The organism is Actinobacillus lignieresii, from assembly GCF_900444945.1.
GTDB lineage: Bacteria > Pseudomonadota > Gammaproteobacteria > Enterobacterales > Pasteurellaceae > Actinobacillus > Actinobacillus lignieresii.
Genome location: NZ_UFRM01000001.1, coordinates 242,341 through 262,733, shown reverse-complemented (window position 1 = coordinate 262,733; position 20,393 = coordinate 242,341). Strand labels below are relative to the sequence as shown.

At 41.0% G+C, this 20,393-nt stretch carries 16 protein-coding genes; 5 read left to right on the top strand and 11 right to left on the bottom strand.

All coding sequences use genetic code 11. The features are described 5' to 3' along the window. Nucleotides 1-53: 53 nt before the first annotated feature. Together htpX and dinB are read right to left on the bottom strand one after the other, a co-directional pair. On the bottom strand, nt 54-923 hold the full coding sequence (gene htpX / locus DY200_RS01195) for a protease HtpX (protein WP_115586600.1): 870 nt from the start codon (nt 921-923) through the stop codon (nt 54-56). An 87-nt stretch (nt 924-1,010) separates the two neighbouring features. Further along, nucleotides 1,011-2,081 (bottom strand): DNA polymerase IV, encoded by a 1,071-nt coding sequence (gene dinB / locus DY200_RS01190; protein WP_115587955.1) that lies wholly within the window; start codon nt 2,079-2,081, stop codon nt 1,011-1,013. A 106-nt stretch (nt 2,082-2,187) separates the two neighbouring features. On the opposite strand from dinB, the gene DY200_RS01185 reads away from it, so the two are divergent. After that, nucleotides 2,188-3,096 carry a LysO family transporter gene (locus DY200_RS01185; protein WP_115586599.1) on the top strand — a complete coding sequence of 303 codons (909 nt, stop codon included), beginning with the start codon at nt 2,188-2,190 and terminating at the stop codon, nt 3,094-3,096. A 38-nt stretch (nt 3,097-3,134) separates the two neighbouring features. Here DY200_RS01185 and DY200_RS01180 read toward each other — a convergent pair whose 3' ends face one another. Then, nucleotides 3,135-4,415, bottom strand: a complete 1,281-nt coding sequence (locus tag DY200_RS01180) for an isochorismate synthase (RefSeq protein WP_115586598.1) — start codon at nt 4,413-4,415, stop codon at nt 3,135-3,137. A gap of 163 nt (nt 4,416-4,578) precedes the next feature. Between DY200_RS01180 and DY200_RS01175 the strand changes: the two genes are divergently transcribed. Genes DY200_RS01175 through DY200_RS01160 form a run of 4 tightly spaced genes read left to right on the top strand, consistent with a single transcriptional unit; the run spans nt 4,579 to nt 8,214 of the window. Next, nucleotides 4,579-5,796: a pyridoxal phosphate-dependent aminotransferase gene (locus DY200_RS01175; RefSeq protein WP_115586597.1), complete on the top strand. Its 1,218-nt coding sequence runs from the start codon at nt 4,579-4,581 to the stop codon at nt 5,794-5,796. Between the two features lie 43 nt (nt 5,797-5,839). Further along, the gene (gene rarD / locus DY200_RS01170) at nt 5,840-6,733 is read left to right on the top strand and encodes an EamA family transporter RarD (RefSeq protein ID WP_115586596.1); all 894 of its coding nucleotides are present in this window, start codon (nt 5,840-5,842) and stop codon (nt 6,731-6,733) included. Further along, nucleotides 6,734-7,600 carry an EamA family transporter RarD gene (rarD, locus tag DY200_RS01165; protein WP_115586595.1) on the top strand — a complete coding sequence of 289 codons (867 nt, stop codon included), beginning with the start codon at nt 6,734-6,736 and terminating at the stop codon, nt 7,598-7,600. Next, nucleotides 7,597-8,214, top strand: a complete 618-nt coding sequence (locus tag DY200_RS01160; RefSeq protein WP_115586594.1) for a LysE family translocator — start codon at nt 7,597-7,599, stop codon at nt 8,212-8,214. The genes rarD (DY200_RS01165) and DY200_RS01160 overlap by 4 nt, the downstream gene beginning before the upstream one ends. Nucleotides 8,215-8,293: 79 nt before the next feature. Here the strand turns inward: DY200_RS01160 and DY200_RS01155 are convergent, their stop codons facing one another. The 8 genes from DY200_RS01155 to DY200_RS01120 all read right to left on the bottom strand — a co-directional run bounded on the left by DY200_RS01155 (nt 8,294) and on the right by DY200_RS01120 (nt 20,188). Continuing rightward, nucleotides 8,294-11,140, bottom strand: coding sequence for a TonB-dependent hemoglobin/transferrin/lactoferrin family receptor (locus DY200_RS01155; protein ID WP_115586593.1), 2,847 nt, complete (start codon nt 11,138-11,140; stop codon nt 8,294-8,296). Nucleotides 11,141-11,199: 59 nt separating this feature from the next. Continuing rightward, nucleotides 11,200-11,721: a heme utilization protein HutZ gene (gene hutZ, locus DY200_RS01150; RefSeq protein WP_005597856.1), complete on the bottom strand. Its 522-nt coding sequence runs from the start codon at nt 11,719-11,721 to the stop codon at nt 11,200-11,202. A 203-nt stretch (nt 11,722-11,924) separates the two neighbouring features. Next, nucleotides 11,925-12,671, bottom strand: coding sequence for a TPR domain-containing protein (locus tag DY200_RS01145; protein WP_115586592.1), 747 nt, complete (start codon nt 12,669-12,671; stop codon nt 11,925-11,927). A gap of 14 nt (nt 12,672-12,685) precedes the next feature. Continuing rightward, a complete protein-coding gene (gene nrfF, locus DY200_RS01140; RefSeq protein WP_115586591.1) occupies nt 12,686-13,084 on the bottom strand; it encodes a heme lyase NrfEFG subunit NrfF in 399 nt (132 codons plus the stop codon). After that, nucleotides 13,084-13,617 carry a redoxin family protein gene (locus tag DY200_RS01135; protein ID WP_115586590.1) on the bottom strand — a complete coding sequence of 178 codons (534 nt, stop codon included), beginning with the start codon at nt 13,615-13,617 and terminating at the stop codon, nt 13,084-13,086. Before DY200_RS01135 ends, nrfF begins: the two co-directional genes overlap by 1 nt. A 1-nt stretch (nt 13,618) precedes the next feature. Then, complete coding sequence (gene nrfE, locus DY200_RS01130; RefSeq protein WP_115586589.1) at nt 13,619-15,535, bottom strand: heme lyase NrfEFG subunit NrfE; 1,917 nt, start codon at nt 15,533-15,535, stop codon at nt 13,619-13,621. Between the two features lie 170 nt (nt 15,536-15,705). Further along, entirely contained in the window at nt 15,706-17,571 is a 1,866-nt protein-coding gene (locus DY200_RS01125; protein ID WP_115586588.1) for a monovalent cation:proton antiporter-2 (CPA2) family protein, read from the bottom strand. A gap of 88 nt (nt 17,572-17,659) precedes the next feature. Continuing rightward, nucleotides 17,660-20,188, bottom strand: coding sequence for a class I adenylate cyclase (locus tag DY200_RS01120; RefSeq protein ID WP_115586587.1), 2,529 nt, complete (start codon nt 20,186-20,188; stop codon nt 17,660-17,662). Nucleotides 20,189-20,393 lie beyond the last annotated feature (205 nt).

Genomic DNA, 20,393 nt, shown 5'->3' with positions numbered 1-20,393 from the left:
GTAAAAAAGCGGTCTGTTCTTGCAAGTTTTTGCAAAATCAGACCGCTTGTCGATTATAAGTTTCTTAACGCTTCGATACGTTTTTCAAGTGGCGGGTGGCTCATAAACAATTCTTTAGAACGTGCGCCGTTAATCATAAATGCCGCAAGAGAACCTTGCATTTCTTGCGGTTCGTGTACGTGCTGTAAACGTTGTAGCGCCGCAATCATTTTCTCTTTACCGACTAATTGTGCCGAACCGGCGTCCGCACGGTATTCACGATAACGTGAGAACCACATTGTGATCATAGTTGCGATGACACCGAAGATCATTTGTAACGCAATATCGACGATCCAGAAAACTAAGGTGTTTTGAGTAGCGTTACCGTTTTCGTCTTTACCGCTTGAAGCCGCTGTCGAAATAATACGAGATAAGAAGATAACAAAGGTATTCAATACGCCTTGTAGTAAAGTCATTGTCACCATATCGCCGTTCGCAATATGTGCGATTTCATGCGCAACCACCGCTTCGGCTTCGTCTTCGGTCATGTTATCCAATAAACCGGTACTTACCGCCACTAACGAATTATTTTTCGTCGCACCGGTTGCAAACGCATTGACATCGGCAGAATGATAAATCGCAATATCCGGCATCGGAATATTCGCTTGTTGCGATTGACGTTGTACGGTATCGAATAACCATTGTTCCGCATGATTACGCGGTTGTTGAATCACTTCCGCACCGACGGAACGTAACGCCATACTTTTTGACATAAATAAAGAAATTAAAGAACCGGCGAAACCGAATACGAGCGACATTAATAAAATACCGCCGGTACTACCGCCTTGAATGCCGGTCACTTGGAAAATGATATTTAATACAATACCGAGTACGAAGGTAATCGCTAAGTTAGTTAATAAAAATAAGACAATTCTTTTTGCCATAGGTAAATAAATCTCCAAAGAAATCGTGAGGAAAAACTAGTCACTAAATAGGGGTAATTCTATAAGAATTCAAGCGTTTGACAATAATTATTCCCACAAATTTAACTGTTTTTTAACTTTTTCCGTCGGGTAATGCACCGAAAGCCCGATTAAACGCACCGAACGCCGATTTGTCCGCTGCCACACCTGTTGAAGCAACTCGATAAAACGCTCTCGCGAAAGCCCGTCGGTAGTACGTTCCAAAGTGGTTTGCGTGAAATCGCCGAACTTTAGTTTAATCGCTAATTTTTTAAATTCTTGTAATGAACGTTCGCCCCAATTTCGTTGTAGCCGAAAAACCAGTTTTTTAAACAGCTCATCAACGATTTGCTCCGCTTCCGCTAAATGCCAAATATCAGTCGGTAACGTATTTTCGACCGCTAAAGATTTACGAGGTCGATTCGCTTCGATTTTTCGATTATCAATTGCGTGACTGAACTCCCAAAGTCGTTGCCCGAATTTGCCAAACGTCTTGTAAATAAAAGCTTTATCGCTATGCTGAATATCGCCGCAAGTATGTAATCCCAGCTGTGCTAATTTTTCATTGGTTACCTTACCGACTCTCGGGATCTTTTTGAGCGGCAAACCATAAATAAAAGCGGTCATATTTTCCGGCGAAATGACAAATTGCCCGTTAGGCTTATTTTGATCCGAAGCGATTTTTGCCAAAAACTTGAGCGGGGCAATGCCGGCGGAAGCGGTTAAATGCAGCTCGTTCCAAATTGCATCTCGAATTTCTTGGGCAATCCAAGTGGCTGAGCCGGAACATTGCCGGCAATCCGTCACATCTAAATAAGCCTCATCTAATGAAAGCGGTTCGACGATATCGGTATAACGGCGGAATATTTGATGAATCTGCTCGGAAACCGCTTTGTATAACGGCATATTTACCGGTACTAGAATCAGATTCGGACAGCGTTTTAACGCCTGCGCAGTCGGCATTGCACTGTGTAAACCGAATTTTCTGGCTTCGTAATTGCAAGTGGTCAGCACGCCTCGACCTTCAACAGGACCGCCGACTGCGACCGGCTTGCCTATTAACGCCGGATTTTCTCGCATTTCAATCGCAGCATAAAAGCAGTCCATATCAATGTGAATTATTTTGCGTTGCGTTGCCATTTTTGATTGCTTATAAATAAAATTAACTGTATATAAAAACAGTTTCATTTTATGTGGTTACCGTTAAAATTTCAACCCAAAAATAAATAATGATAAGGAAGATGAAATGTTATACGGTTTGGCAATTGTGCTAATCCCCCTGTTTTTCGGTTATTTGTTTAAAGTCGGCAAAGGCAAATTACAGATTGTTAATCAGGTCGTAAATATTTGCTTATATTTGATTTTATTTGTGATGGGGATCTCGCTCGGGCAATTAGACGATATTGGCAGCAAGTTGCCGCAAATCGGTGGGATTGCGCTCGGTTTGAGCTTAATTATTCAATTGTCGAATATTATCGGTTTAGCGATTTACGATAAATGGCAACCGATGGTTCGTGAACAAGTGAATCCGCAAGAAATCCCATCTCGTTGGGTGATGTTATTCGATTCGTTTAAATTAATCGGTACTACCATTGCCGGCGGATTAATCGGCTTTGTCACAAAAGGTACGTTGGATTTCCCGCTACACGCCAGTACCTATGTGTTGGAAGTAATGATTTTCGGTGTCGGGATTCAGTTGCGTAATAGTGGGATTCCGTTACGAGAAGTCTTTTTTAACAAACGAGGCATTTATACTTCTTTAGTGATGATTGTCAGCAGTCTTATCGGAGGGGTCATTGCCGCTTTGGCACTGGATTTAAGCATTATACAAGGGCTTACTTTTGCTTCGGCATTCGGTTGGTATTCGTTATCCAGCGTATTAGTCAATGACGCTTGGGGGCCGATATACGGTAGTATCGCTTTCTTTAACGATCTTTCTCGTGAAATTTTCTGCTTATTTACCATTCCGTTTTTTATGCGAGCGTTTCCCTCTACCGCAGTCGGACTAGGCGGGGCGACATCATTAGATTGTATGTTGCCGGTAATTCAAAAATCGGGTGGGACGCAAGTTGTGCCGCTGGCAATCAGTTTCGGCTTTATTGTGAATTTGGTTGCACCGTTATTATTAGCATTATTTATCGGCTTAGCCGGATAAAACAAAATGGCAGGGTTATACCTGCCATTTTTTGTTTCTTAATCCACTTTTAGTAATTTGGCTAATGCCAACGACTTCCGTTCAATTTCCTGCCATTCCGATTGCGGTTCCGACTCTTCAACAATACCTGCACCGGCATAGAGCGTAATACGGTTTCGTTCGATTTGCGCGGAACGCAAAGCAACGCAAAATTCCGCTTCATCCGGTTGTAAATAGCCTAATGTACCGGCATACCAACAACGAGTGAACTGCTCATATTCGGCAATAAATTGTTTTGCAGCTTGGCGAGGCAAGCCAGCAACCGCTGCGGTCGGATGCATACGGGCAAGACAATCCGCATCACTCATCTCCGGTTTTAATACCGCGGAAATTTTACGGCGTAAATGTTGCACGTTATGCAAACGTTTAATTTCTGCTTGGCTGATTTGCAATTCGGTTACGCAATCGGTTAATTGTGCTTGAATATCATCTACAACCAACTGATTTTCATAGATATTTTTCGGATCGGTAAGTAACCACTGCGCATTTAGCTCCGTCTGCACCATACTTTCCGTTACCGGTGCGGTACCCGCTAATGCTTCCGTATGAAATTGATTGCCTTTTCGGTGATATAAACGTTCCGGGCTTGAGCCGACAAATGCCGATTCGACATTTTCCGCCCAAATAAAATGGTAACAACCTAAATTAGTGGTTTGGCTGGCGGCAAGTAAATCATAAGCGGATAGCTCATTTTCAAATTGTAACGTTTTGGCGTTAGCCAGTACCACTTTATTAAAGTCTTTTTGCTGAATATGACTAATCGCTCGCTCAATATTTTGTTGCCAGCCATCAAAATCGTAAACGGAAGTCTGAGCAAGCAGATTATTTTCCGTTAATTCAAGCGGTAGGGTTTGGCAGAAATTTGCAAAAAATCGTTCAAAAATGACCGCTTGTTGGGCTAATTCAGCTTCATTCAAGTAGAAATAAGCGGTTAAATTTTGCTGATTTTTTACCAATAGCAAACGAGGCAGAATGAATTGACAACCGCCCTCAAACCGTACGCCGCCGACTAAGCCGAATTGCGTTTGTTTTACAAATTGCTGCGCTTCATCAACACTGAAAAACGAGCGAACTACACCGATACTTGCAATGGTCTGATCAGTCTCTCTCGCCTGCCAAAAAAAATGCGGATAATGATTTTGTGCCTTTAACCAACTTAATAACGCAATATTTTCTTCAGACAAAACAACCTCGGCTTGATACTCCACCAAACCGAAATGAGTTCCAGACTCTATTAATTGCTTGCTAAGTTGTTGTTTTAATTGATTAAAAATAGACATTTGCAAAATTTCTGAAGAATTCGACCGCTAAATTTTAGCTATTGTGAAAAAAGGTCATTATTTTAGCTCATTTCCTCTTTAAATTCCTACTAAATCAGAGTAAAGTTTAACAATTTTCTCACTCTAATAACGATTTTCTTTCAAACCAAACAGGACAAACACCATGGAACGTTTCCCTAAATCAGACAAGCTCGCAAACGTTCGTTACGATATTCGTGGCGCAATACATAAAGAAGCTCTTCGTTTAGAAGAAGAAGGTAATAAAATTTTAAAATTGAATATCGGTAATCCCGCCCCGTTTGGTTTTGAAGCCCCGGACGAAATAGTTGTCGATGTCATTCGCAATTTACCGAAATCGCAGGGTTATTGCGACTCCAAAGGCTTATATTCGGCACGTAAAGCGGTCGTACAATATTATCAATCGAAAGGTATTCGTAACGTCGATGTCAATGATGTCTATATCGGTAACGGCGTATCGGAATTAATTACAATGTCGATGCAAGCCTTGCTGAATGACGGCGACGAAATGTTAATTCCGATGCCGGATTACCCGCTTTGGACTGCGGCGGCAACCCTTGCCGGCGGTAAAGCGGTGCATTATTTATGTGATGAAAACAATGAATGGATGCCGGATATTGAGGATATTAAAGCGAAAATTACCCCTCGCACCAAAGGGATTTTAGTCATTAACCCGAATAATCCGACCGGTGCGGTTTACAGCCGCTCGATGTTACTTGAGATTGCGGAAATCGCTCGCCAGCACAATTTAATGATTTTTGCGGACGAAATTTACGAGAAAATTATTTATGACGGAGCGGTACATCATCATATTGCCGCACTTGCGCCGGACTTATTATGCGTAACCTATAACGGCTTATCGAAAGCCTACCGTGTCGCCGGTTTCCGTCAAGGTTGGATGGTATTAAGCGGTCCGAAAAACCAAGCGAAAGGTTTTATTGAAGGTTTGGATATGCTCGCTTCCATGCGTTTATGTGCGACAACCCCGATGCAGCACGCGATTCAAACGGCATTAGGCGGTTATCAAAGTATCAACGAATTCGTATTGCCAGGCGGTCGTTTGCTCGAACAACGTAATAAAATGTATGAGTTGTTGGTACAAATTCCGGGAATTTCTTGTGTGAAAGCGAAAGGTGCGCTGTATATGTTCCCGAAAATTGACACGGAAATGTACAGTATCAAAGACGATGCCAAATTTATTTATGACTTATTACAGGCGGAAAGAGTGCTGTTAGTACAAGGTTCCGGCTTTAACTGGCACAAACCGGATCACTTCCGTGTCGTAACCTTGCCTTATGCGCACCAAATTGAAGAAGCATTAGGGCGTCTTGCCAACTTCTTAAAAACCTATAAACAATCTTAATCTTTTCTCCGCCCCTGTTGGGGCGGATTACGTCTTACCTATTATGCAACTCGGTATTATTTATTCGCTTTCCGCTTCCGCACTATTCGGCGGAATGTATTATCTTGCGACATTATTGCGCCCGCTTTCCGGCGAGAGCTTATTCGGCATTCGTATGGTCGTCACTCTGCCCTTCCTATTTTTTGCGATTTTCGTGTTAAAGAAACAACACGAATTTTTTGCGTTTGCCAAACGTTTAAAACAACAGCCGCATTTAATTTTGGTCATATTGATTACTTCCGCCATTGTCGGTTCGCAAATGTGGCTTTTCCTTTGGGCGCCGAACAGCGGTAAGGCATTGGAAGTGTCTATGGGTTATTTGCTGATGCCGATTGTGATGGTCGCTTTCGGGCGTTTGGTTTATAAAGAAAGTTTATCTCGAGTGAAGTGGTTAGCAATTATTTTTGCAACATTGGGCGTGTTAAATAGTGTGATTTTTGCCGGCGGTATTTCTTGGGAAGGCGTTTTCGTCTTTGTCGGTTATCCGGCTTATTTCCATATTCGCAGAAAATTCCAATTAAGTAATATCTATAGTTTCGTCTTTGAAATTATGTGCCTGATTCCAATTTCGCTGTATTTTATTTGGAATACCGATATGGATTTTATTCATGCACAGAATCCGAATATTTACTACTTTATTGCGATTTTAAGTGTAGTAAGCGGTTCGGCACTACTTTCTTATACGTTAGCCAGTACCATATTACCGTTTAATGTGCTTGGGCTATTGGGCTACTTAGAGCCGACTTTTATGATGATGATTTCATTTTTAATCGGTGAGAGATTGGATCCTAATTCCTATTTTCTGATGATGTGTCTAGTGATAGCGGTATTTTTCTTAATTCTGGACGGTATTTTTAGCATTCGAAAACAGCGTAAAAAGATGATAACGGAGAACTAAATGTTAAAGGGCATAATATGCTGTATGAGTGCGAATTTCTTATTCGGGCTAGGATACTACTTTGCAATTTTATTACGACCGCTAAACGGCGAAAGTATGTTCGGCTATCGTATCGTAGTATTAGCACCGTTTATCCTATTAGCGATTTTACTGTTTAAGCAAACAAATAAATTTCAGCAACTTTGGCAAAAAATCAAACAAAATCCACCGCTTGTTTTAGTGTTGTTATTGCTCGCTTTGAATACCGGCATTCAGCTTTGGTTGTTTTTATGGGCGCCGAATAACGGACAAGCGATTGAAGTTTCGATCGGTTATTTGTTACTACCGATTGTTGCTGTGGCGTTAGGTAAAATTGTGTTTAAAGAGCATTTTACTCTATTAAAATGGTTATCCCTCTGCTGTGCGGTAATCGGAGTAGCTTCGAATATTTGGCTGACCGGTTCGTTTTCATGGGCGACAATTGTTGCCGGTATCGGTTATCCGCTTTACATTACGCTGCGCCGCTATTTTGAAATTAACACGCTTGCCACCTTTTTTGTTGAGTTACTGTTGGTTATGCCGTTTGCCGGTTATTTTATCGCTCAAACCGATATGCAGCCGATTTTGGCTAACAATCAGCATATTTATTACTTCCTTGCTCTGTTCGGTTTGGTAAACGGAGCAGCTTTTATTTTATATATCGCCTCCAGTAATTTATTACCGGTAAACGTTCTCGGTTTGCTCGGCTATGTAGAACCTCTGGTAATGCTTTGCGTTTCGTTTATGATTGGCGAAGTGTTGGATTCCAAATCATATCTATTAATGATTTGTTTAGCCTTGGCAATTATTTTATTAACCATTGATAATTTTAGACTGACTCGTAGATGAACGATATTGTCAATTATTGGGGATTTTTGACCGCTTGTATTTTACTGAACCTAACTCCGGGTTCCGATACGATTTATATTCTTACCCGTACGATTGCGGAGGGGAAAAAAGCCGGTTTAATGTCTTCATTCGGCATTTTAACCGGATTTTTTGTGCATATTTTAGCGGTATCGGTCGGCTTAGCACAGATTATCGCACATTCGCCGACTCTATTTGCCGTACTAAAATATGCCGGCGCCGGATATTTAGGTTGGCTCGGGATTAAAATGTGGAAACAACCGTTTTTAGTCCATCAAGTCAATCTGGATAAATTGTCGTTATGGCAAATTTATCGCCAAGGTCTAATCACTAATTTATTGAATCCGAAAGTAATTTTATTCTTTTTAGCCTTATTACCTCAGTTTGTTGCGACGAATGTAGAAAATACCTTTTTACCTTTTTTCTTACTTGGACTGACTTCACTTTCTACCACAACGATTTGGGTCATCATATTGGTTTTGGCGGCTTATCCGCTTGGTAATCTACTACGAAGCAATCCGAAAATAGGCGCGTCGATGAATAAAATCTGCGGAGCGATCTTCATTGCCTTGGCAATTAAAATAGGCTTGGAATAGCGATATATGCAAGCGGTTAAATTTTCCGTTTTTTTGTAAAAAATCCCCGAGAATTTGTCCACTTTCGGGGATTTTTTTATTAGAAAGTTACCTCTGCAGTTAACTTAAAGTTTCTTCCCGGAGCAGTGAAACGATTTAAGCCTTTACCTGTTGCTTGGTTAATCAAGTTACTCGTACCAAACGGACGAATTGAACGAACTGATTCCCAAGTCAGATATTTTCGATTCTGTAAATTATAAACACCTGCTTGTAAGGTGACGTTTTTCCACGGTTTAACATAAGCAATCATATCTAATAAAGTATAAGCACCGCTGCGCCATTTTAAGTAGCTGTCTTTTGCTTTTTCTTCGCTGTGATACATATTGTAAGTATCTTCCGCCTTCTTCGCACTTACACGGGTAACATAAACATCTACACCGAATTTATCTTCCGGATGTACATAGCCTAGAGCAAACACAGATGTTCTCGGCTGAATCGCGTTAAGCGGTAAATTCCCCTCCATCTTACCTTTTTGATAAGTGTATTTATAACTTGCGTTAAAACCTTCTAAAGCTTGCCATAATTGACCAAAATTCAGCTTAGAACTAATTTCCAAACCATTCACTTTCGCATCTTGACGGTTTACATTTTGATAAATTTGATAAGGTCTCGCCGTAGCACTGCCGCCGAAAGCATTCATTAGATTTTTAGGGCCAAGATATTTTAAATCAATAAAATTATCATAATCCGTTTTAAAGTAACTGGTCGTGATAAAGCCTAAATCACCATGTAAAGTTAATGCGGCTTCTTTCGTCTCAGCACGCTCAGATTTAAGATCCACATTAGGCAATACGGTAAAATCCGGGTGCTTAAAGGTAAAATAAAGCTCATCAGAAGTCGGTGCTCTAAATCCATTTGCGTATTTAACTTGTACGCGCAAGAAGCTAAACGGATCCGCTGTTGCCGCTAATGAATAAGAATGTTTTTGATATTTAACATTACGTGATAAATATTTAATATTTTCTTCCGCATTTTGGCGAATCTGCTCTTTTGACGGCCGTTCCGGTAACGGCACAAATAAGCCTTGCAACATATCATCCGGAATCTTTGCCGTTTGTCCCGCAACATATTTAGGCTTATAGCTAATATCATCATAGCGGTAGCCGATATCAAAACTTAAATAGTCATTCGCTTTCAAATTATCCGCAAAATATAATGAACCATTTTTCGCTTCAACCGGAATTAAGAACGAAAACGTATCTTCATTCGGGCAAATTAAGCCATTCCATTGATCGCTACCGGTCGCATTTTTACAAGTAATGACTTCTTCCGTTCCTTTAAGGAAGTTATTCCTCATACCAAGGAAACGCTTTGCCCACCATTGAGTATTACTCGTTGCACCGAAACCACTACGGTTAACCATTTTTTTCTCAGTATGGTTGTAACTACCACCGTATTCCAGCGAATGTTCTTGACCAAATAAAGAAAGTGATTTTGTCAGATCAAGGTTAAGTTGCTTCGTATCCGTGTCTAAATCTCTTTCAGTATAAATATTTTCCGTATAGCCTTTACTTCCTGGTAATAGGATGCTTTTAAATTTACTCTTTGGATCTAAAGTTGCAAACTTACGTCCTTTTTCGTCCGTATACGTTTTTGTAAGTGCAACCTCTTCCGAGGTTATATTATTTGAATAATCTTTATAATATGCTGTGACAGATTTATTACAATCAAAAACACTACAATCAAACCAATAAGCTCTAACGAGATTTACTCCCTCAGTATAAGTGCCTTTTGAATCGGTAATTGTGGTTAAACCTAATTCATCCACGCCTAAGTTCGGTTGATTACCGTCTCTATCAACCACTTTACCATCTTTTAGCTGTAAACCGGCTAAATTCTCGGCTTCCTTACAATGCGAACCATCACAATAATCATCTGTCCTAGCACGATTTTTAATTTTTTGTGTTGAATAGGTAAGCTTTAATGTATCCCATAATGGATTCGCACTAAAATTCTCATACACAAAAGCATAATTCTGGCGTTTACTTTTATCATTCGTATGACGTAACTCATATTCGTCAACGTTAATATAAGTTGTCGGTTTTAAGTTGTAAGAAAAGTCATGGCCTCTATTTTTCTTCTCATACAAATCCGCAACAACACTAAAACGGTGATTATCCGAAGGTGAATAACCGAATTTAATTAAAGTACTGTCTTTCTTAATTGAATAAGGGTCGGCTTTTTCTCGTTCTTTCCCTTGTACACTACCGTCAGCCGTCTTGTAATCATAGTTTTCCAATTCATGACCGTCACGCCAAGTTTTTAACGCTAAAATATCAAAATTTTTATAACGACCGGCAAAGGTCAGTGAGTTGGCTTTTTGATTATCTGCACTTGAATAACCGGTTTTATAACCAAAGTGGTAATCTTTTTCCGTTAAAAAATCACGAGCATCTTTGGTTTCAAACATTACTGCGCCGCCTAAAGCACCGCTACCGACACGAACGGAATCCGCACCTTTACGAATCGTCGCTTGTTTCAGTGTTTCAATTTCTACCGAGTTACGGGTATTATTAAAATTGCCATACCCTTCAAATAATTCTTTAAAACCCTGAGATGAAAGTGTTTCCGCTTGATGTAAACCATCTACTGTAATTGCAACACGGTTCTCATCTACCCCTCGCACCGCATAACCGCTGCTCCCCATACGTCCGGTTTCAACTACCGTCACACCGGTTTCATAACGTACGAGATCTCGTGAGTCTTGTACTTGCTGTTTTGCCAGTTGTTTTGCAGATTTTTTGATTTCAGAAATTTTTTGTTGCTGAATACCGTCCTTTACAATCACGGTGTCGAGTTGCATTTGCTCTTGTGCCAATGCACTGTTGTATTGCAAAACACAAAGTGCTGCAATAGATAGATTAAAACGAAGCTTAATCACAATCATTCTCCTTTAGACAAGATAAAAAAACTGTGCTAGCCAAAACTAGCACAGTAAATGTTTAATTATTCTGTTTTATGACCTTCATCTAGGTGAACGATATTCACTAGATCATCCGAGCTTACTTCGAAAGCTTTACCAAAGCCTTTTACGAAAAGGCCTTGTGTCGGTTTAAAACTGAATAAGTTGAAATCTTTCATTTTTGAAAGCTCATCAATAAGATCACCATGGCGTGCTTTTAATGCTTTTAAACCACTTTCCCACTCTTCACCTTCACGTTCAATTAAACGTGAAGTCGCATCAAACGTTAAACGGCGGCGAGCAAAAATTTGACGGCTTTTCGTTTCATCGTCAATCAGCATTAACGATACTTTCGGTACTTCCGTTAAATTACGGGCGTGACGTGCAATGGTTGAAATAAGTACTTGATATTCGCCGTTATTAATCACAAAAGGGGCGTAGCTTACGTTCGGATTACCGTCTTTATCTACCGTCGAAAGTACAATAGTTTGAATATTTTTTTTTAATTCTTGAATTTCCGGTCCTAAACGATTTTGTAATACTTCTTGGCGATTTTTCGCTGTCATAAGATCTCCTTAATTTTTCATTCAAATTTCTATCAAAGTTATTGATAATAAAAACGATTATTAATTATATTAATCCCATTAATTTGCGCAATCCTAAAAATGTAAATTTTGACGTTTATTTAAGAAATCGAGGAGTTACTCGTTATTTGGAGCATAAAAAAGGAGCAATCCGTTAAGATTGCCCCTCTCTCATCACTTGAAAATTATTGATTTATCATTTCTCGTGCCGCTTGCATACTCTGAATAATTGCACGACGGTTTATCGACTCGTTATCACTATCCAATACTTTACGCCATAAATCTATCGCTTGTTGGTAATCCTTTTTCGCATAAGCGTCCGAAGCCAATAACAATAAACTTGAACTTTCTTTCTGATCTAAACGTAATGCTCTGTCAATCCATTGCTGCGCTCTCGCCGAAATCTTATTCTGATTGGCGTAGTATTCGGCGGCAGCCATTGCTCCGAGGATTGCCGCCTTTTCACCGAGAACTTTTAAAGCATTGTCGTAACAAACCAATGCGGACTCGAATTCGTTACTCAAGGTATAAGCTTGCCCTAATTCATACCAGAGATCGCCGTCATTCGGTGTTGCTCGCAAACGATCCTGCAGATTCGTAATATAACGATAATTTTTCTGCTCTTTGTCTTCCAATTGCGTTTGTACTTGAAAGGCTTGGTGCATTTGATTTCCGGTTTGTACGATTTGATAACGTCCCGTCTGCCAATACGTCACACCGGAAACCGATAAGATAACCAATAATAAAAGAGATAAAACAAGCGGTCGTTTTTGTTTAACATTTTGCAAATGTTCGGAAATTTGTTGCCGCTCGAATTGATAACGTTCCTGCGCTTCGGCAAGATATTCCGCTTTCAGATCCTCGCTAAAATTATCGGCAAATTTAACCGCTTGTTGATAATTATCTTGGTTAAGTTGTTGTCTTGTTTTCATCTTTATTTACATTGCTATTTACGTTTTTTGGTACGCCATACAATTGCGCCGAACAGTATGAGAAATAACCCGACCGGCATTCCCCATAATAACCAGGTTTGCGCATTAAACGGCGGTTTATAATTGACGAAGTGTCCGAAACGTTCGGTCATTATCTTAATAATTTCTTCGTCCGTTTTACCTTGATTCACCATTTCATACACTTCTAAACGCAGTTTATACGCCGTGGTTGCGTTCGATTCGACTAAATTTTGGTTTTGGCACTGCGGACAACGCAAAGATTTTGCCAAAGCGACCGCTCGCACACGATCGGTTTCGTTCTGAAACTGAAAAGTATCCACCATTTCCGCTTTAGCAACCAAACTGAAGACAAGCGGTAAAATAAACGCGATTTTTTGCAATAGTTTCGTCATTATTTTTCCTCTTGTAACGCTTTTAAACGAGGGAGAAAATCCTGCTCGAAATCCGGGTTATATCCTTTTTGTTGGTAACGTACCACACCGTGTTTATCAATTAAATAACTGGAAGGTGCGGACGAAACTTTCAGCGTCTGAATTAGAAACCCTTTTTCATAATCATCAATAACCAAATCGAACGGATTACCCCAACGAACCAAGGCTTCGCGCGCATCCTTCGGTTGATCGGAATAGGTAAGCCCGACAATCGGCACGCCTTGTTCTTTCAATTTGAGTAAAATCGGAAATTCTTTAATACACCAAATACACCAACTTGCCCACACGTTTAAAATATAAGGCTCTTTCGGCAAACTGTTATTATTAATATGCGCATTATGATCGAGTAAATTTTTACCGACAAATTCCGGAAAAGGTTTATCTCGCCAATCTTCGGTCGGCGAAAGGGCATCCTTATTCATTAACGGCACGGTTAAAAACGCTACCAGTGCAATCAACAATAATAAAGGTAAAAATAAAAAGGTTTTTTTCATATTATTTATCCGCTGTAATATCCGATTTTCGACGATAACCGAATAAGGCAAGTATGGAAGCTATCACCATAATAATACCGCCAAGCCATAGTGCGCCGACATAAGGCTTATAATGCAAACGGAAAGCATATTCCAAATTGCCGAACTTATCGCCCATCACAATATAAATATCGTCCAAGCCGTGATGATAAAGCCCGACTTCCGACATCGTCATGGTGCGAATATCGTAATAGCGGCGCTCCGCCACTACCGTCGCAAGCGTTTTTCCCGCTTTGCTTATGCTAAATAGCGCATTTTCGGACGTGTAGTTCGCACCGATACCGTCCTGATAATCTTCATATTTAAAGGTAAACCCGGCAAGATCCGCCTGTTGCTGCGGTTTTAAACGTACGCCGATTTCATCGCCGTAATAACTGTTCATCATGGCACCGATAACACAAATCGCAAAACCGATATGCGCCAAACGCATAGCAAGCGGTCGGATTTTCAGAAATTTCGCCGAATAAGGCAAATGCGTCAGAATAATCCAAACGGCAAGGCTGACGAATACCGTCGGTAAGACGCCAAATTGATACAACTTTGTTTGCGAAATCGTTTGTTGAATCAATAGGAAACTCAATCCTACCGCTACCGGTAACAGCCATAATTTCATCAGAATTTGTTTTGACGGAATTTGCTTCCAACGCAATACGACGGCAAATCCCATTACCGTCATTAATAATAATGCCAACGGTGCAAAAACATTATTGAAATAAGGTGCGCCAACCGAAATCGAGCCCCAATTCATCGCCGTAAAAATCATCGGGTAAAAAGTCCCGAGTAGGACAACCGAAGTCGCTACGCTCAATAAGCCGTTTACTAATAATAAAGCGGTTTCTTTGGATAGCGGTTGGAAACGCACTTCGCCCTGCCACAAATTCACTCTAAAAGCGAACAAGGCTAACGCAATAAAACTTAAACTGAAAAACAGAATAAGCAGTGCCATTCCTCTATCCGGATCAACTGCAAACGCATGTACCGAAGTGAGTACGCCGGAACGCACGATAAAAGTCCCGAGTAAGCTCAATGCAAAAGCAAAAATCGCCAGTAAAATCGTCCAATAGTTAAAAATACCGCGCTGCTCGCTCACAACCAAGCTATGCACTAATGCGGTTCCCAATAGCCACGGCATTAACGAAGCGTTTTCAACCGGATCCCAGAACCACCAGCCGCCCCAGCCCAGTTCATAATACGCCCACCATGCACCGAGAATAATCCCTGCGGTAAGAAAGCCCCAAGAGATCATTGTCCAAGGTCGAATCCAACGCACTACTGCGGCATCCAGCATACCTTCCATTAATGCCGCCACGACCATTGCAAAGCTTACCGCAAAACCGACATAACCTAAATAAAGTAAAGGCGGATGGAAGATAAGCCCTACGTCTTGCAACATCGGGTTAAGATCTCTGCCCTCCGGCGGAGGCGGAAAACTACGCTCAAACGGATTGGAAACCAAAAGAATAAACAGCATAAATCCTAGGCTAATCAAGCCTAATACCGCCAAGGTTCGCTGATTAAACAAGCGGTCAGATTTATCCGAAAAAATGCAAAAAACGCTGGTCCATAGTGTCAGTGCGGTCAGCCAAAACAGCATTGAGCCTTCGTGTCCGCCCCAAGTCGCCGCAAATTTAAAGAAATCCGGTAATTGGCTGTTGGAATGTTGGGCGACATAAATCACCGAAAAATCATCACTCAAAAAAGCATAAGCCAATATCCCGAACGACGACAAACAACCTACCGTTTGCAGGCTGCTCAACAACGTATTGTATCGAAGAAAATCCGTTTTCTTAGTGATCTCTCCCCACAAGGACAGCCCTACTTGGCAAACAGCGGCAACCGCTGCAAAAATTAACGCAAAATAACCCAACTCAGGAAGCATAAGAACCCACTTCAATAAATAACATCTGATTTTACAAAGAAAATCTTAAAAATAACCGCTTGTTTTACTAAGGCTAATCATAAAGATTTGTTACCTTTATGTAAACGAAAAGGGCGATAACTCGCCCTTTGTTGTTAAGATATTTGATCAAATACGAATTTTTCAGACGTTTACTTCTCTTTGCTTTCCGCATTTGACTCGACCGCTTCTTCCGCTAAGATTTCCGCCGCATCTTCATTTAAGGCTTCCGCTTCTTGTTGCGGCTTAACAAACGGCTTCGGCGTAAAATATTTACGAATCAATTCCGCCGAAGTGCCGTAAATCAGTTCTTCTTTAAAACGCTCTCTATCCAGCAAACGCACATTCTCCACAATTTCGGTTGCTTCCACTTCGTCCACCCCTAATTTCATCATTGCCGCTTTACTCAATACCAATGCGGATTCCAAGGTTTCACGAATTTGGAAATCTACATGTAATTTCGTTAATTCAATCGCACTATGGCGGTCATAAGTTCGTGCAAAGACCGGCGTGAGCGGATATTCGTTTTTGATTTGTTCTACAATTAATGCGCTACGCGCCGGATTATTGATACCCAATACGACACAATCGGCTTTTTCCAATCCGCTTGCTCGCAACACGTCCAGTCGAGTACCGTCCCCATAATACACTTTAAAGCCGAAGGTAGCCGCCGCACGAATACGATCGGTACTCGAATCGATCACCGTTACCGTAATACCTCTCGCCAATAACGCTTGACAAACAATCTGACTGAAACGACCGAAACCAATCACAATCACACTGTTCTCCAGATCTTCCGCCACTTCAATCTCCATCATATTCGGCGCTTCGGCACTCGCTTTACGTGCAATCATACGCTGCATCAGCAACATCACTAACGGAGAAATCAACATCGACACAATCACCGCTGCGGTAAAAGTCGCCTGTTGATCTTGATCCAACAAGCCTGCCGCCGCCGCTGCGGAAAACAGGACGAATGCAAATTCGCCTCCATGGCTCATAATCGAAGTACGCATCAAGGCTTCGCGATGAGGCAATCGTGTAATTAAAGCGATGATATAAACGCCGAACGCTTTCCCTAACACACAGACCGCTACGATACTTAATAACCAAATTAAATCGTTAAATACGAAATTCAGATCAAGCGACATCCCTACGCCCATAAAAAACAGCCCGAGCAATAAGCCCCTGAACGGCTCGATATCCGCTTCCAATTGGTGACGGAAAGAAGATTCGGACAGAACAACTCCGGCAACGAACGCTCCCATTGCCATCGAAAGCCCGCTCATTTCCATCAATAACGCCGCACCGAGAACCACTAATAATGCCGCAGCCGTCATCATTTCACGTACTTTCGCTTTCGAGATCATTCTAAATAGCGGATTCATTACCCATTTACTGCCGACAACTAAAATAATAATGCCGACAATCGCAATACCGATAGAAGTTAAGCTGGATGTTTTTTCTTCATTCGCTTGTTCCGGCGCCAAAAAGGCAATCGTCGCCAACAAAGGCACGATAGCCAAATCTTCAAATAATAAAGTCGAAACGATGCGCTGTCCTTTTTGCGTGCTGGCAATCCCTTTATCTTCAAGCACTTGCATCACAATCGCGGTGGAAGACAGGGTAAAACCCGCACTGGCGATAAACGCCACTTCTTTAGTTAAACCCAGAATATAGATACCGGTTAAAGTCAATAAAACGCCGCAAGTCGCCACTTGTAAGAAGCCTCTTCCGAAAATAGCTTTACGCATACTCCACAATAGCTCCGGGTGCATTTCCAAACCGATAATGAATAGGAACATCACGACACCGAGTTCCGCCAAATGGACGACCGCTTGCGGATCTTGAATCAGCCCCAACACGGACGGACCGATCAGACATCCTGCTACTAAATAACCCAGTACGCTACCCAGCCCGATACGTTTAAATAACGGCACAATCGTAATACTGGTAGCGAGTAACGCTACGATTTTTGCTAATTCCGGATTATCCAAATGAGAGATATCTATCACCATAAAATTGAGGTTCCAAATATAAAATAACTAAATCCATGCTTGTTTACTTCGATGCGCACATCAATTTAGCAGTTGAGTAATAAGCATATTATCCTTGTTGAACTTGCCGCAAATATTGTCGATGTTGTTTGCTTTGGAAAGGAACTATCCGCGTTTTACTGTTTAGGCTAATTAATTGATAAAACTGAGGGAAGTTAAAACTTTCCAACGACGCATTTTCTTTACTGTTTTCAGCGGCATGAATCCGATTGATTTCTTTAACTTTTTCTTCTTTAGAACAAAAACAATCGTGACAAACTTCCAAAGTATTTTTCTCATCTAAAATATAAACGTTAAAGCTCTCGTCCGCATTATCCTCAAAGAAAAATTGTAAAAAGCCTTCACTGGCAAATTCATCGATTTCTTTCGGGAAAACACAGTTCGATTTGGCACGCATACCGGCTTCATCTTGCAAATTGGCAATTTCTTGGTTAAATTCGACCGCTTGTTCATTCAGCGGTTGAATCTCTACTTTCTGCTTGCCGAATACGAATTGCCACATTTTGCCGGCGACTTTTAACGTACTTAACGGTTGTTTTTGTGAAATGGTTCCCGTTTGAATCGTAATGCACTTATGAACCAACTCCGCAATAAAATCACGTAACTCGCTACGCAAATGACGGCTATAACAAAAAACATTAACCGATTGCGGCGAAGCCGAGCTGCGATAAATCTTATTTGAAATCAGCTTCAAGGCTTTTAAAATCGCATCGTCGCCTTCAAAGTGCTGCGTTCTAATTTCATTCCATAAATTACGATAAATAATACTCACGCTACCGACCAAACTTTGTTGAGCGGATCCGAAGTTAAAGAGATCGCTCGGTTGAACCGCCCGTCTGGTCGGCTCTAATTTCTGGGTCGGGTCCTTCACTAAATTTATCGCTAAAATCAAACTACGGATTTCATTCGGGTGTAACAAATCGTCATCTATCATTTCCGGTGCCTTAACCGGAAACGACAAACGCAAATCGGTAATAAATTGACGCAGCCGAGATAAATCCAAACTACGACTAACCAAATGCAATTGGGTATTAGACGTAATCACACCGTTAAAGTATCCCCAAGCAACCAGTTTAGTTAAATTTTTCGCCTGTCTTACATAACGCAATGCCGGATCATAAGGACTTCTCGGTGCTTGATTGATCATATACCAGCCCGCTTGCATCGCAGATCCTTCCCGTACTTCAATAAAAGTCACCGCACTTTCCGCCAAATTCTCGGAAATTTGAGGATTAATTAACGGAACTTTACCCGGCGCCATTTCAAACACCGAATATAATTTTCGCATTAAAATATCAATATCACTGGCTAAAATGCTCGGATCGATATGAAATTTTCGGGCGAATTGAATTAAATTTCGATAACTCTGCAACAGCTGCTCGACAATAATTTGCTGATGAGTGACCGCTTGCTTAATTTTCCAATTCTGACGATTATCCAATAAATTAAGCTCTTGCAGATTCCAATTCCACCCTTCAATGAGCTCTCTCAGAGCTTGAGTGCGCCAAGTTTCGCGAGATTCCCCCTCGCTTGCCTTAACGTAAAAGCACATTCTTAAACGGGATAACCGCAACATTTCTTTACGCTTGCTCAAATAATCCGTGACCTGCTCCAACATCGCCAAATAAGGATCAAAATGATATTCGACCGTTTGCACGGCTAACAATTTTTGCTTGAACTGTTTTGAGATCAAATTCGTATTCGGATAAGTGTCCGCATAACTTTCCAGTAATAAAATCTTAATTGCAGATTTATACGGATATTCGATCCCTTTATACAACTGCCAAAGGCTTGCACCGAAAAATTCACCGGTCGAAAGCGATGAAAAATCACCGAAATCAATCCATTCCGCCGGATTAAATTCGGCTGAAGACAGATATTGTCGGTATAGCCCGTCGGGCAAATGTAACCAAAGCAATCGCTTACCGGCTAAACGAATCGCCGAACGATAAAATTCGTCCAATAAGAAGTAATGTTGTGCCGAGCCGCTATGCTCTTCGTTTACGTCGCTATGATATAAATGCGCCTTAAAATGCGCCGGATTCATTAAATAGAAGCTGATGTCCACCCCGAGACGTTTCGCCCATTGTTTGATTTTGTCCAACTTCTGCTCTACTAATTGATACTCCAAAGCGTTTAAACGGTCGGAATAACAAAGCCATAAATCGATATCGGACAAACTGGTTTGCGTAATCGTACCGGTGCTTCCCATCGAATAAAGCCCGTCAAACGCAACAAGATCGGCGGAATTTCGAATCGCTAAATGCGACAACGATAATTCGGAAAGATAATTTGCCTGATATTCGGAAAGTTCAAAAGCGGCGATACCGCTCGGTGCGTTTTTTATATATGCCGGCAATTCGGGCAAATTGGTATGAATTAAAAGCGGTAATAATGAGAAAACATGCTGAAACTGCGGGCTATTTGCCGCTAAAGCGCGTTGTGTTCTGAAATGATCCAAAGCATCGACACGAGAGATTCCCCAAGATAAATGCGACGCCCAATCAATCTTTTTTGAAAAGGAAGTATCGGGTAAATGATGATTTACCGTATTTGTTGATAACTGTAACGTTTTCACATTTACTCCCTTACCACATAAAAATGTGATCAATGTAACATTTTGCTAAAAAAAGTAAAGATAGCAGCCGAATTAGTTTTGACATCTCGCAAAAATTCTAAAAAACAGCTCGGATCAGACTTGAAACAATGACGAAAAGAGTTCAGACCAGTCCTAAAATCATGTAAAATAAACAAGTTTTAGTAGCTTACTTTAGCGAACAAGT